13 protein-coding genes, 1 rRNA gene and 1 pseudogene are annotated in these 13623 nt (G+C 57.7%); all 15 read left to right on the top strand.

All coding sequences use genetic code 11. The features are described 5' to 3' along the window. Nucleotides 1-17 precede the first annotated feature (17 nt). The gene (locus tag ABD76_RS25330; RefSeq protein ID WP_197259749.1) at nt 18-962 is read left to right on the top strand and encodes a SurA N-terminal domain-containing protein; all 945 of its coding nucleotides are present in this window, start codon (nt 18-20) and stop codon (nt 960-962) included. A 256-nt stretch (nt 963-1218) separates the two neighbouring features. Continuing rightward, nucleotides 1219-2157 (top strand): cysteine synthase A, encoded by a 939-nt coding sequence (cysK, locus tag ABD76_RS25335; protein ID WP_197259750.1) that lies wholly within the window; start codon nt 1219-1221, stop codon nt 2155-2157. A gap of 205 nt (nt 2158-2362) precedes the next feature. Continuing rightward, nucleotides 2363-3700 (top strand): anthranilate synthase component I family protein, encoded by a 1338-nt coding sequence (locus ABD76_RS25340; RefSeq protein WP_197259751.1) that lies wholly within the window; start codon nt 2363-2365, stop codon nt 3698-3700. Then, a complete protein-coding gene (locus ABD76_RS25345; RefSeq protein ID WP_197259752.1) occupies nt 3684-4262 on the top strand; it encodes an anthranilate synthase component II in 579 nt (192 codons plus the stop codon). The genes ABD76_RS25340 and ABD76_RS25345 overlap by 17 nt, the downstream gene beginning before the upstream one ends. Continuing rightward, nucleotides 4259-5145 (top strand): annotated as a pseudogene (locus ABD76_RS25350) (aminotransferase class IV). Before ABD76_RS25345 ends, ABD76_RS25350 begins: the two are co-directional and overlap by 4 nt. A gap of 90 nt (nt 5146-5235) precedes the next feature. Further along, entirely contained in the window at nt 5236-6075 is an 840-nt protein-coding gene (gene folP, locus ABD76_RS25355) for a dihydropteroate synthase (protein ID WP_197259753.1), read from the top strand. 39 nt (nt 6076-6114) lie between these two features. Beyond that, the gene (gene folB / locus ABD76_RS25360) at nt 6115-6522 is read left to right on the top strand and encodes a dihydroneopterin aldolase (RefSeq protein WP_197259754.1); all 408 of its coding nucleotides are present in this window, start codon (nt 6115-6117) and stop codon (nt 6520-6522) included. Then, nucleotides 6515-7024 carry a 2-amino-4-hydroxy-6-hydroxymethyldihydropteridine diphosphokinase gene (folK, locus tag ABD76_RS25365; protein WP_197259755.1) on the top strand — a complete coding sequence of 170 codons (510 nt, stop codon included), beginning with the start codon at nt 6515-6517 and terminating at the stop codon, nt 7022-7024. The genes folB and folK overlap by 8 nt, the downstream gene beginning before the upstream one ends. Further along, nucleotides 7006-7221 (top strand): helix-turn-helix domain-containing protein, encoded by a 216-nt coding sequence (locus ABD76_RS25370; RefSeq protein WP_197259756.1) that lies wholly within the window; start codon nt 7006-7008, stop codon nt 7219-7221. Before folK ends, ABD76_RS25370 begins: the two co-directional genes overlap by 19 nt. 94 nt (nt 7222-7315) lie before the next feature. Beyond that, a complete protein-coding gene (gene dusB, locus ABD76_RS25375; RefSeq protein ID WP_197259757.1) occupies nt 7316-8308 on the top strand; it encodes a tRNA dihydrouridine synthase DusB in 993 nt (330 codons plus the stop codon). Nucleotides 8309-8681: 373 nt separating this feature from the next. Next, the gene (greA, locus tag ABD76_RS25380) at nt 8682-9158 is read left to right on the top strand and encodes a transcription elongation factor GreA (protein WP_168182792.1); all 477 of its coding nucleotides are present in this window, start codon (nt 8682-8684) and stop codon (nt 9156-9158) included. A 279-nt stretch (nt 9159-9437) separates the two neighbouring features. Continuing rightward, nucleotides 9438-10946: a lysine--tRNA ligase gene (lysS, locus tag ABD76_RS25385; RefSeq protein ID WP_197259758.1), complete on the top strand. Its 1509-nt coding sequence runs from the start codon at nt 9438-9440 to the stop codon at nt 10944-10946. A 237-nt stretch (nt 10947-11183) separates the two neighbouring features. Next, entirely contained in the window at nt 11184-11843 is a 660-nt protein-coding gene (locus ABD76_RS31450) for a glycoside hydrolase family 95 protein (protein ID WP_242069809.1), read from the top strand. Continuing rightward, nucleotides 11732-13084 (top strand): glycosyl hydrolase family 95 catalytic domain-containing protein, encoded by a 1353-nt coding sequence (locus ABD76_RS25390; RefSeq protein WP_242069810.1) that lies wholly within the window; start codon nt 11732-11734, stop codon nt 13082-13084. Before ABD76_RS31450 ends, ABD76_RS25390 begins: the two co-directional genes overlap by 112 nt. 321 nt (nt 13085-13405) lie before the next feature. Then, a 16S ribosomal RNA gene (locus tag ABD76_RS25395) occupies nt 13406-13623 on the top strand; the annotation flags it as partial.

Genomic DNA, 13623 nt, shown 5'->3' on the forward strand with positions numbered 1-13623 from the left:
TAAGGGAAGCAAGCGATATGACGAAAGAAGTCAAAAGCTTATGGGGCTGCATCCTCATTCTTTGCGTCTGCATCTTGGTGCTCGCCGGCATGCTCATCTTCAAGCATGATCGCCCCTCCGAGGCGTCGGATGCGAGTGCTTCCCCTGATTCCTCAACGGTTGTGGCAACCGTCGCCGGGGAGAAGATAACGCGCAAGGAATGGTATAAGGAATTGGAGCGGCAGTATGGCGCGCAGGTTATGGAACAGATGTTGACGGCCAGGGCGGCAGAGAAGGAAGCGAAAGCGTTAGGCATTGAAGTAAGCCAAAAAGAAGTGGAGCAAGAGATTGCGCGGCAAATGCGAGGGTATGAAAGCGCCGAAGCTTATTTTCAGGCGATGACGGAGCAGTTGGGCATGAGCCCGGAGCAGATTCGGCAGGATATCCATCACCGGCTGCTGCTGGAGAAGATCGCGACTCATAACGTGAATGTGTCGGAGGAGGAGCTTGACCGGTATTTGCAGGAGCACCGGGAGGCTTACGAGGCTGTCGATGCTTATCAGCTCGCCCATATCGTCGTTCCGACCCGCGAGGAAGCGGAAGACGTGCTGGCGAAGCTGAAGGACGGAGAGACATTCGCCTCCTTGGCAGGGAGGTTGTCGGTCGATGAATTCTCCTCCTATCAGGAAGGCCGTCTCGGATGGATTGACGCTAACGATCCGTTCTTCTCCTCCGCGGAGCTGGAAGCGGCCCGCGAGATGGAGGTAGGCGACATCTCGGAGCCGATCGAAGTGAACGATGGGTACGCCATTCTGACCGTAACCGGCAAGCGTGAAGCGCAGTCGGAGAGCGAAGCGGCGATCAAGGAGCAGGCCCGCCGGGATGTGGCGCTGTCCAAATCGCCCCCGCTGAAGGAGTGGGAAGAGGCGCTTCGCAAAAAATATAATGCCGTCGTTGTCGCTGCAGCGTCCGCGAACGGGTAAATAAAAGGGGTAACCGCAAGAGCGAGTGGATTCGTCCGCCCTTGCGATTATCCCTTTTTGTCATGCAGAGTCACCCTGCTTATCGCTTGGAGCAGGCTTCAATTTTTTGGCATGACCTTCGCGCGCTCTATTGACAACATACCGTTGGATTGGTAAGATTAAATAAAACCTAGTGCTTTAGTCGGAAATTGGTGGATAATTACGGATGTATATGCGGCAAGACCGAGATATCGAATAATGGCAGGAGGGCATCGTTATGGCAAAAATCGTCAATAATGTAACCGAATTGATTGGGGATACTCCACTGGTACGCTTGAACCGCATCGTGCCGGAAGGCAGTGCCGAGATTTACGTCAAGCTGGAATATCAGAATCCGGGCGCCAGCGTAAAGGACCGGATCGCAATCAGCATGATCGAAGTGGCAGAGCAGGAAGGCTTGCTGAAGCCTGGCGATACGATCGTGGAGCCAACGAGCGGCAACACCGGGATTGGCCTGGCGATGGTGGCGGCAGCGAAAGGTTACAAGGCGATTCTTGTCATGCCGGAGACGATGAGCATCGAACGGCGCAATCTGCTGCGCGCATACGGCGCGGATCTTGTGCTTACCCCGGGCGCGGAAGGAATGAACGGGGCCGTGCGGAAAGCGGAGGAGCTTGTTCAGGAGAATCCATCTTACTTTATGCCGCAGCAGTTCAAAAATAAGGCCAACGTCAAGGTGCACCGGGAGACGACAGGACCGGAGATTGTCGAAGCGATTCGTTCGCTGGACGGCCGGCTGGATGCGTTCGTGGCCGGAATCGGCACCGGCGGGACGATCTCGGGAACCGGCGAAGTGCTGAAGGAGAATTTCCCGGGCATCCGCGTGGTTGCGGTCGAACCGTCCGCTTCTCCGCTGCTGTCGGGGGGCAAGCCGGGGCCGCATAAGATTCAAGGCATCGGGGCGAACTTCATTCCGGAGATTCTGAATCGCGACGTCTACGATCAGATCATTCCGGTGGATAATGAAGATGCGTTCGAGGTGGCCCGCCAGGTAGCGAAGTCGGAAGGCATTCTGTGCGGTATCTCCTCGGGAGCGGCCATTCATGCGGCTCTGCAGGTCGCCCGCGAGCTTGGCGAAGGGAAGCGCGTCATTGCCGTTGTGCCTAGCAATGGCGAGCGCTACTTGAGCACGCCGCTGTTCAACTTCGAGAATTAATAGCTCGATCTATCGGATATCCCCTCCCCCAGGGGCACGCGGGCAAGACATTGCCTTGCGGGCTTTCTGGCGGCGAGGGGTTTTTTGGATATGCGAGGGAGCCTTTTCTTCCCGGGGCTCTTTGTTTATACTTACGGTAACGATTCCGGTGATTCATGTCACAGACATGAGATCGGCGGTAAGGCGAGGTGGAGAAGTGGAGCAGATGTCCCTGCGTGTAGCAGCGATCATTACGGCCGGCCATTGGAGCCGGTGGGTACAGGAAGGGTACACCGTGCTTCCTTATATTGCGGAATATGAATGGGGGCATGAGGCGTTGGCTTCATGGCTTCCGGTATGGGAGGATGCGGGCGGCCATGCGGCCGTGCTCGAGAGCGGCAAGGATGGCCGGTATACGTACTTGGCCTGCCGGCCCGTGTCCGTCATTACAGGCAAGGATCGGGAGGCATTCATTCAGGAAGGGGACAAGGCGGCCCGCCGGGAGGAAGGGGAGCCCCTGCATCTGTTGAAGCGGTGCCGGTGGGACGAATGGCAGGAACGAGCTGCCGCGAGCTTCGGACCGGGTGAAGCGGCGAGTTCCTTATCTGTTCGCGGCCATGATCTGCAGACGATGGATATTGAGGCGTTCGAAGGAGTAGCTTCGGCATTTCCGAAGGAGGAGTTCAAGGATGCGGTGCGCCGCATTCAGCGCTATATCGGGCAGGGGAATGTGTTCCAGGTGAATAATCTGTCCATGCGCCAGTCGCGCCGTCTGCGGGAGACGCCGGAGCGGCTGTATGAATGGCTGCGCGCCTTGAACCCGTCCCCGTACATGGGTTTGCTTCGGTTCCCCGATTTCCAGCTCGTGTCCTGCTCTCCGGAGCTGCTGGTCCGGCTGGAGCAAAGGAACGTGAGCACGCGCCCCATAGCCGGGACGAGGCGCCGCGGCCGTACGCCGGAGGAGGACGCGCGTTTGGCGGAGGAGCTCCGGACCAACGAGAAGGAGTGCGCGGAGCATATTATGCTCGTCGATCTGGAGCGCAACGACCTCGGCCGCATCTCGGCCTATGGTTCGGTGCGGGTGGACGAGCTGATGGTTATCGAGACGTACTCCCATGTTATGCATCTCGTCTCGGAGGTACGCGGGACGCTTGCCGAGGGCAAGGATGCCTTCGATGTCATCCGGTCGACATTCCCCGGCGGGACGATCACCGGCGCGCCGAAGGTGCGGACGATGGAAATTATCGAGGAGCTGGAACCGGTTCGCCGCGGGCCATATACCGGGTCGTTCGGCTGGATTGACTATAACGGCGATTTGGAATTAAATATTATTATTCGTACGCTGGTGGCGAAAGACCAGATAGGTTATATTCAGGCGGGGGCCGGCATCGTAATCGATTCCGACCCGGAACGGGAATATGCCGAATGCCTGAACAAAGCCAAGGCATTATGGAAGGCAGTGCAGTTGAGCGAGAGTATTCCGGCGGATGCGGTTCCGCCGGGAGAGAAGGAAGCAGAGGCAGACGAGGCGAGAGGAGCGGTTCAGGATGATTCTGGTGATTGATAACTATGATTCGTTTACGTACAACCTGGTGCAATATTTGGGGGAGCTCGGCGAAGAGGTGCAAGTCTGCCGCAATGACGAGATCGATATCGCGGGGATTGAACGGCTGCGGCCGGATCATCTGCTGTTGTCTCCAGGGCCATGCACGCCGAATGAAGCGGGCATCACACTGCAGGTGATAGAGCATTTCGCGGGCAAGATTCCGATTCTGGGCGTATGTCTTGGCCATCAGGCGATCGGGCAGGCTTTCGGCGGCGAGGTTGTCCGTGCCGGGCGGCTGATGCACGGCAAGACGTCGCCGATCCTTCATCGGGGCGAATCGATCTTTGCCGGCTTGCCGAATCCATTCACGGCGACCCGGTATCATTCGCTTATCGTCGATCGGGCAAGTCTGCCGGCTTGCCTGGCTATTACGGCGGAGACGGCCGAAGGGGAAATTATGGGGCTTCAGCATCGGGAATATCCGATTGTCGGCGTTCAATTCCATCCGGAATCGATTATTTCCGAGCATGGCCACCAGATGCTGCGCAATTTCTTGAGCATGGCTGTGCCAGCGCGATGACGGGCTTCATCGGTTGGAATGGAGATCTGGTGCCGAGCCATCAAGCCGCGGTTTCCGTAATGGACCACGGCTTTTTGTACGGCATGAGCCTGTTCGAGACGATGCGCACGTATGGCGGCCGGCCCTTTCTGCTGGAGCGGCATCTGGAGCGGCTGGCCGGCGCCTGCGAGGAGCTCGGAATCCGCTGGAGAGCCGAAGCGGAGCAGGCCGAGGCCCATATCCGGGCCGTCATGGCCGCGAATCATCTGGAAGAGGCCTATGTCCGGTATACGGTAAGCGCCGGAGAGAACGGCTTCGGCTTGCCGGGCGGCGAGTACGTCAGCCAGGTGCAGATTGTCCTGGTCAAGCCGCTGCCAGACGTCCCGGAAGCGCTGTATGAGAAAGGGAAGCCGCTGCAGCGGCTTCGCTTGGCTCGCAACCGGCCCGAAGGGAACAGGCGCTTCAAGTCGGGCCATTATATGAATAATATTCTGGCCAAGCGCGAGCTCGCCGGCTATGAGTCGGCGCCTCTTGGGGCGGAAGGGTTGATGCTGACGGCGGAAGGATGGCTGGCGGAGGGTATCGTCAGCAATCTGTTCTTCGTCAAGGCCGCCGGCTCTGCACCCCGGATCTTGCTGCGGGCATTCTGCCCGGCATCACGCGAGGGGCTGTGCTTGAGCTGGCCGCGGCCTGCGGGCTTGCGGCGGAGGAAGGGCTGTACCGGTGGGGCGACCTGTTGCGGGCAGACGAGATCTTCATCACGACCTCCGTGCAGGAGCTCGTTCCGATTACATCGCTATGGGATGAGACAGGGCAAGCAGCCGAGGTAAGCGGGGGACGAATCGGAACCTGCACCGGCGGGCTGCTGGACGCTTACCGCTCCCTGACGGAGAACCATTCTTGACAGTCTTCGATACAGGACGAGGCGTTGGCGGTCTGCTATTGACTTTAACCTGTATGAATAAGAGCTTGTGACAGATCGGAGATGTTGAACATGCTGCAGCCGACATGGCGGCAACGAACCTATCGTTGGGCGAACGGTGCCTTGACTCTCGGTCAGCGCACCTTAATTATGGGTATATTGAATGTGACCCCGGATTCCTTCTCGGACGGCGGGCGGTACAACCGCGTGGACGCGGCTTTGCGGCACGCCAAGGAGATGCTGGAAGCGGGCGCGGACATTATCGATATCGGCGGGGAGTCGACCCGTCCGGGCCATCAGCCCGTCGGGCAGGAGGAAGAGCTGGAGCGGGTGATCCCTGTCATCGAGGCGCTGCGCCGGGAGCTGCCGCAGGCGCCGATCTCGGTCGACACGTATAAGGCGGAGGTGGCGCGGCAAGCATTGGAGGCTGGCGCCCATATTATTAATGACATCTGGGGGTGCAAGAAAGAACCGGAGATGGCGCATGTCGCCGCCCGTTATGGATGTCCTCTTATCTTGATGCATAACCGGCCGGAACGGCGGTATGAGCGGTTCGTCGAAGAGGTGAAGGCCGACTTGCTTGAAAGCGTGGAGCTGGCCAAAGCGGCAGGAGTGAAGGCCGACCAGATTTGGCTTGATCCCGGAATCGGCTTCGCCAAGACCGGGGAGGACAATCTCGTCCTGATGAGTCATCTCGACGAGCTGTGCGCGTTGGGATACCCGGTATTGCTCGGCACGTCCCGCAAGAAATTCATCCGGGATACGCTGGAGCTGCCGGTCGACGATGTGGTGGAAGGAACGGCGGCGACGGTGGCGCTCGGCATTGCGCAGGGCTGCCAGATTGTGCGCGTGCATGATGTCGCCTCGATTGCGCGGACGGCGCGGATGTGCGACGCGGTGCTGTACCGCTGACCGCGGGCGGCAATTCAAGGAAGGAAAGGAGCAGAAGCGATGAGAGTCGTGAAGCCGGATCGGATGCAGCTCCATCGAATGGAGTTTTTTGGCAAGCATGGGGTGTTTGCGGAGGAACGGGCGCTGGGCCAGCGCTGGATCGTCGATCTCGATTTGCAGATCGATTTGCAGAAGGCGGGGCAATCGGATAAGCTGGAGGACTCCATTAATTATGCCGAAGTGTTCTATTCCGTCAAATCCATTGTGGAGGATCAGTCGTATCAGCTCGTGGAGGCGTTGGCCGAGCGGATTGCCGGGACGCTGCTGGATGGATATCCTGCGATTCATGAGGCTCATGTACGGGTAACGAAGCCCCACCCGCCGTTCGATATTCATTTCCAGGGCGTGACGATAGACATTACGCGGGCCCGGGAAGAGAGCGGTCAACTGGAGGCTGCCGATGAATGAGATGAAGCGGGAAGCTGTGGCCTATATTGCGCTCGGAGCCAATCTTGGCGATCGGGAGCGCTCTCTGCGGGAGGCGCTGGCGAAGCTGAACGCCCATCCCGAGATACGTGTGGCCGCATGCTCGGACATTTATGAGACGGAGCCGGTCGGATACACGGATCAGCCCCAATTTTTGAATATGGCGGCCCGGGTGGCCAGTACGCTGGCGCCGCAGGACCTGCTGCGCGTCATGCTGGAAACAGAACTGGAGATGGGACGGGTTCGCGATGTTCGCTGGGGACCCCGCGTTATCGACCTGGACCTGTTATATATGGAAGGATTCGAGATGGATTCGCCGGAATTGACGCTGCCTCACCCGCGGATGGGAGAGCGGCTGTTCGTGCTCATTCCGCTTGCAGACATCGTGCTTCCGGAACATAGCCGGCTGCACGCATTCGTTCACCGCGCCCTGGGAACACTGGATGGGAAGGAAGATATTCGAAAGTGGACACGCTTCAGTTAGCCCGGCGAATCCGCGCCTTCCGCAAATTAAGAGGCTTGACCCAGCAGCAGTTGGCTGACCGGTTGGGCATGTCGGTATCCGTGCTGGGCGAGATCGAGCGGGGACGGCGGAGGCTGGATGAAGCGACGATGGGGCGCATTGCCGGGGAACTCGGCGTAACGCAAGAGGAACTGGCATCTGATCCTTCTTTCCGGTAAAATGAAATCCTGGCATTGCCGTTAACATAATACCCGGCTCCTGACGGGAGACGGTGGACTCGATAGAACAACGAGAGAAAGGAGAGTGGTCGATGTGTTGAAAATCGCCAACATCGAAATGAAAAATCAAGTCGTGCTGGCTCCGATGGCCGGCGTCTGCAATCCGGCGTTCCGGCTAATCGCGAAGGAATTCGGCTGCGGCCTCGTCTGTGCGGAGATGGTGAGCGACAAAGCGCTCGTACACGGCAATGAGCGGACGAGAGAAATGCTGTATGTCGACGATCGGGAGAAGCCGCTTAGTCTGCAGATTTTCGGGGGAGACCGCAAATCGCTGGTAGAAGCGGCCAAAATTGTCGATAAAGAGTCGAATGCGGATATTATCGACATCAATATGGGTTGTCCCGTGCCGAAAGTGACGAAATGCGATGCGGGCGCGCGTTGGCTGCTCGATCCGAACAAGATTTACGAGATGGTGTCGGCGGTTGTCGATGCCGTGGATAAACCGGTTACCGTCAAAATGCGCATTGGCTGGGATGACGAGCATATTTATGTCGTGGACAACGCGAAGGCGGTCGAACGGGCGGGCGGTCAGGCGGTCAGCGTGCACGGCCGCACGCGGGAGCAGTTGTATACCGGCAAGGCGGACTGGAGCTATATTCGCCAAGTGAAGGAGGCGGTCTCGATTCCGGTGATCGGGAACGGCGACGTGGCGACGCCGGAAGACGCGCGGCGCATGCTCGATGAGACGGGATGCGACGGCGTCATGATCGGCCGCGGCGCCTTGGGCAATCCTTGGATGCTGTACCGGACCGTCGAATATTTGACTACCGGGAAGCTCCTTCCGGATCCGACGCCGGAGGAGAAGGTGCGCATTGCGATTATCCATATGGATCGCCTGATTGCGTTGAAGGGCGAGAAGGTGGCGGTCAGGGAAATGCGCAAACACCTGGCCTGGTATTTGAAGGGTTTGCCGGGAGCGGCTCGCGTCAAGGACAAGGTGATGGAAGAGACGCGGCGTGACGAGATGGTGCGGCTGCTGGAGGATTATGTCGCCGGCATCGAAGCCAAAGAAAGTATGGTCAACTAGATGAACGGATGCAGCAGGGCGCGATGCCCTGCTGATTTTTGTCAATACTGGAAACGATGGAAAGGTATTGATGCCGCCGTTTGCCGCCTGATTCAAGACAGGACCTGCATCAAAGCGTTTTCACGTCAGTGGGGCGTCTCATTGACTTTTACAAAATCATCCCATATAATTCAACAATAGAAAATTAGCAACGGGCTGATGCGTGCCCATGCATCTATTGGGAATTTGGAACAAGCCTGCGCGAAGGGGGCATCATGTGGCCGTGGCGCCATATGATGAGATTAAGGCATTCGCATCGATACGCCGCCGCTCACTGCGAGAGCGGCCGAAGCTCGCATGCGAAAATAATGATCATGACAGGAGAATCGGTAAGATGAGTGATAAAGAAGTCATTCTGACCCAGGAGGGTCTGAAGAAGCTCGAGGAAGAACTCGATAATCTCAAATCCGTCAAACGCCGCGAGGTGGCGGAACGAATCAAAATAGCGATCGGCTACGGGGACATCAGCGAGAACTCCGAGTACGAAGACGCGAAGAACGAACAGGCATTCATTGAAGGTCGTATCATTACATTGGAAAAAATGCTTCGAAATGCCCGCATCATCAACAACGACGAGATCGATACGGATATCGTGAGCATCGGCTCCACCGTCATCGTCAAGGATCTCGAATTCGGGGATACGATGGAGTATACCATTGTCGGTACGGCGGAATCCGATCCGTTGAAGAACCGGATTTCGAATGAGAGCCCGGTAGGCAAGGCCATTTTGGGCAAAGCCAAGGGCACTGTCGTTGACGTCAGCGTGCCTGCAGGCGTGATCCAATACAAAATCGTCGACATCAAGCGCTAAGCCGCGACATTGGCGAGAGCGATGGCCGGCTTGTCGGCAAGCCGAGCGGTAGGCGGCGGCACGGGGACATAACGGATGAAAGCTTCCTTTCGGGAAGCTTTTTTCTCATCGTGCGGCATATGATGCGGGGGCAGCCGGAGGTTGCCGAACAAGCTGCCGGGCCGATGACAATCATTGACTATATCCCGGCGTCCTTGTCGTGTTATGATAACGGTATGGAATGATCCGCAACGGGCCGATGCCAACCGGACAGGCGGAGCAATAGAAGGAGTGAAACGTATGACGGATGTCGTCAATCAAGAGACCGAATTAAGCGAATTGCTACAAATTCGCCGCAACAAGTTGGACGAGCTGCGGAAGCTCGGCATTGATCCGTTCGGCGCCAAATATAGCCGCACGCATACAGCCAAGGCTGTATTGGATAAATATAACGGCATGACGAAGGAAGAGCTGGAGACGGAAGGCGCTGTCGTCAGTCTGGCCGGCCGCATTATGGCGAAGCGGGAGATGGGCAAGGCGAGCTTCGCCCATATTCAGGATCTGAGCGGCCGCCTGCAGATTTATGTTCGTCAGGATACAGTCCCTGCGGAGAAGTATGAGGCGTTCACGATGCTGGACCTTGGCGATATTATCGGCGTGAGCGGCAAGGTATTCAAGACGAAGACCGGCGAACTGTCGGTAAAGGTAACGGACTTGGAGGTGCTGTCCAAGTCGCTCTATCCGCTGCCGGAGAAATATCACGGCTTGAAGGATGTGGAACTGCGCTATCGCCAGCGCTATGTCGATCTCATCATGAATCCGGACGTGCAGCAGACCTTTATCGCGCGCTCCCGCATCATTCAATCGATGCGCCGCTATTTGGACTCGCTCGGTTACTTGGAAGTGGAGACGCCGACGCTGCATGCAATCGCGGGCGGCGCGGCGGCGCGGCCGTTCATCACGCATCATAACGCGCTCGACATGACGCTCTACATGCGGATCGCGATTGAGCTGCATTTGAAGCGTCTCATTGTCGGGGGCCTGGAAAAAGTATATGAAATCGGACGCGTCTACCGGAATGAAGGGATTTCTACCCGCCACAACCCTGAATTTACGATGATCGAGCTGTACGAAGCGTATGCCGATTATGAAGATATCATGCGTCTGACGGAAAACATGATCGCGCATATCGCGCAAGAAGTCCTTGGCACGATGCAGATACGTTATCAGGGGCATGAGATCAATCTGACTCCGCAATGGCGCCGCTTGTCGATGGTTGACGCGGTCAAGGAAGTAACCGGTGTCGACTTCTCGGTGCAGATGACCGACGAAGAGGCGCATGCGCTGGCCAAGGAGCACAAGGTGCCGGTGGAGAATCACTTCACGTTCGGGCATATTTTGAACGCCTTCTTCGAGCATTTCGTGGAAGAGACGCTGATCCAGCCGACCTTCATTACGGGGCATCCGGTGGAAATCTCGCCGTTGGCGAAGAAAAATGCGCAGGATCCGCGCTTCACGGATCGCTTCGAATTGTTCATCGTGGCCCGCGAGCATGCCAACGCGTTCACGGAGCTGAACGATCCGATCGACCAGCGCCAGCGCTTCGAGGCGCAGCTGGAAGAGCGCGAGCATGGCAACGATGAAGCGCATGAGATGGATGACGACTTCATCCGCGCTCTGGAATACGGGATGCCGCCGACAGGCGGATTGGGCATCGGGGTTGACCGCCTCGTTATGCTGCTGACCGATTCGCCTTCGATTCGTGACGTGCTGCTGTTCCCGCATATGCGCGATCGCGGCAATTCGTAATATAGAACGGCCCATGGAGACCGGCTCTCGCGAGGAGGGCCGGTTTTTGTGTCTGCCAGACGCCGGGTTTTCCAAAAGAAACAACAAGGGGAAATTGACATTTTGGAAACGGGTTTGTTATGTTGATGGTACCGATAACACCTCAGAGTATTTCTTACCGTTTGATGAAGGCGTTCCGGCCCATTCCTGTGCCGGCTCTTGGGGGCTGCCCGGGATGGGGCTGCGAGGAGGAGTTATATGAGGGACGACATGACGAAGGAGCGAGTGGAGCGGTTATGGTACCGGCAGCCTGCTGACCAGTGGGTGGAGGCTTTGCCGGTAGGGAACGGGCGCCTGGGGGCCATGCAATTCGGCGGGGTGGATGCTGATCGTTTGCAGTTAAATGAATATTCGGTCTGGTACGGCGGACCGGCCGCCCGCGAGAACCCGGATGCCGCCGCCTATCTGCCCGTCATCCGGCAGTATTTGCTGGAAGGCAGGCCCGAAGAGGCGGAGCGGATCGCCAGGCTGGCGCTCACCTCGGTGCCGAAGCATTTTGGACCTTACCAGACGCTTGGGGAGCTCAAGCTGTTTTTCCATGGAGAAGATGGAAAAGTGTCCGGGTATTCGCGGGAGCTGTCCTTATCCGAGGGAATAGCGCGGGTCGAATATACGCGAAGCGGCATCGTCTATTCGCGTGAGCTGCTCAGCAGCGTCCCCGATCAAGTGATCGCGCTTCGATTGACGGCCTCTGCCGCGAAGCGGTTATCCTTATCCTTGTATCTCAATATGGACGTTATTTGCTTATGGGCAGTTCCCGGCCCGGGACGCTGCCCGCCAATTTGCAAGGGATCTGGAACCCGCATATCACTCCGCCGTGGGAGTCGGATTTTCATCTCAATATTAATTTGCAAATGAATTACTGGCCTGCTGAAGCGGCCAATCTTGCGGAATGCCATGAGCCGGTGTTCGATCTGCTGGAGCGGCTTCGGAGGAACGGCCGGCGCACGGCAGCTCTCCTGTACGGCGCCGACGGATTCGTGGCGCATCATGCGACCAATCTCTGGGCGGACACCGCTCCGGTGAGCGATGTCGTGTCTGCCACCTTCTGGCCAATGGGCGGAGCCTGGCTGGCGCTGCATGCGTGGGAGCATTATCGTTATGGGGGAGACGAAGCGTTTTTGCTGGAGCGCGCTTATCCCGTCATGAAGGATGCAGCTCTTTTTCTGCTGGACTATTTGGTGGAAAATGCGTTAGGGGAATGGGTAACCTCTCCTTCGATCTCTCCCGAAAACCGTTATCGACTGCCGAACGGGCATCAAGGCATATTATGTATGGGGCCGTCTATGGATACGCAAATCATGCGGGCGCTGTTCCAAGCCTGTCTTGAGGCAAGCGAAGGCCGGACGGGGGAAGGGACGTTCCGCGAACGAGTGCGGGAGGCATTGACTCGCTTGCCTCCGCATCGGATTGGCCGGGAAGGGCAGCTGCTCGAATGGGCGGAGGATGTCGATGAGGTGGACCCGGGCCATCGCCATATTTCCCATCTGTTCGCTTTGTTCCCGGGGGATGATATTACGCCGTTCACCTCGCCGGAAGCGGCGCAAGCGGCCAGGCGGACCTTGGTGAGACGGCTGGCGCATGGCGGCGGACATACGGGATGGAGCCGCGCCTGGATTATTTTGCTCTGGGCCCGGTTGGAGGATGCGGAGGAGGCTTGCGCCAATCTGGCCGCTTTGCTGCAGAAGTCCGTCCACCCGAATCTGTTCGGGGATCATCCTCCGTTCCAGATCGATGCGAACTTCGGCGGGACCGCGGCCATCGCCGAAATGCTGCTGCAATCTCACGCGGGAACGCTTGCTCTTTTGCCGGCGCTTCCGGGAGATTGGGCAAGCGGCTCTGTGCGCGGACTGCGTGCCCGAGGCGGATACGAGGTCGATATCGCATGGGAGGCCGGGCGCCTGACGGAAGCGCGAATTACCGCCGACCGGGGCGGCCCCTGCACGCTTCGCTCCGCCTATGATCTCGAGATCCGCGAGGAAAGGCAGGAAGGGCGGGCCGTCCGTCTGCCCGCCTCGGCGGCCGGGCAAACATGGCACGTGGAAGGCGGGCGCAGCTACTTTATTCGGCCGGCTCGAGTGAACGCGAATGGAGAATAAATTCGGTACGGCGGGGAAGCTTCTATTATATAAAGAACGGGGCCGGAGTTTAGTCGCTCCGGCTTCCCGTTACGATTACGCGGTCGTGGTCGTATCGGGATATTCTCGGCAGGAAGAGGTGGATAATACGAAAGTTTAATTAGTAATATTTTACCTGTTGCGTGAAATAGAAAGGCATGATATATTATAAAAGTCGACGCTGAGAGATGCGGCACGGTAAGAAAGAAACAAGATTGTTCTTTGAAAACTGAACAACGAGTGATGTTTGTGCAAGAGGTCAAATGACCTCGTCAGCAATACATGAGCAAGTCGAACTTAACTTTTATGGAGAGTTTGATCCTGGCTCAGGACGAACGCTGGCGGCGTGCCTAATACATGCAAGTCGAGCGGAGCGGATGGAGTGCTTGCACTCCTGATGCTTAGCGGCGGACGGGTGAGTAATACGTAGGTAACCTGCCCTTAAGACCGGGATAACTCACGGAAACGTGGGCTAATACCGGATAGGCGATTTCCTCGCATGAGGGAGTCGGGAAAGGCGG

The organism is Paenibacillus dendritiformis, from assembly GCF_015845845.1.
In the GTDB taxonomy this organism is placed as follows: Bacteria; Bacillota; Bacilli; order Paenibacillales; family Paenibacillaceae; genus Paenibacillus_B; species Paenibacillus_B dendritiformis_C.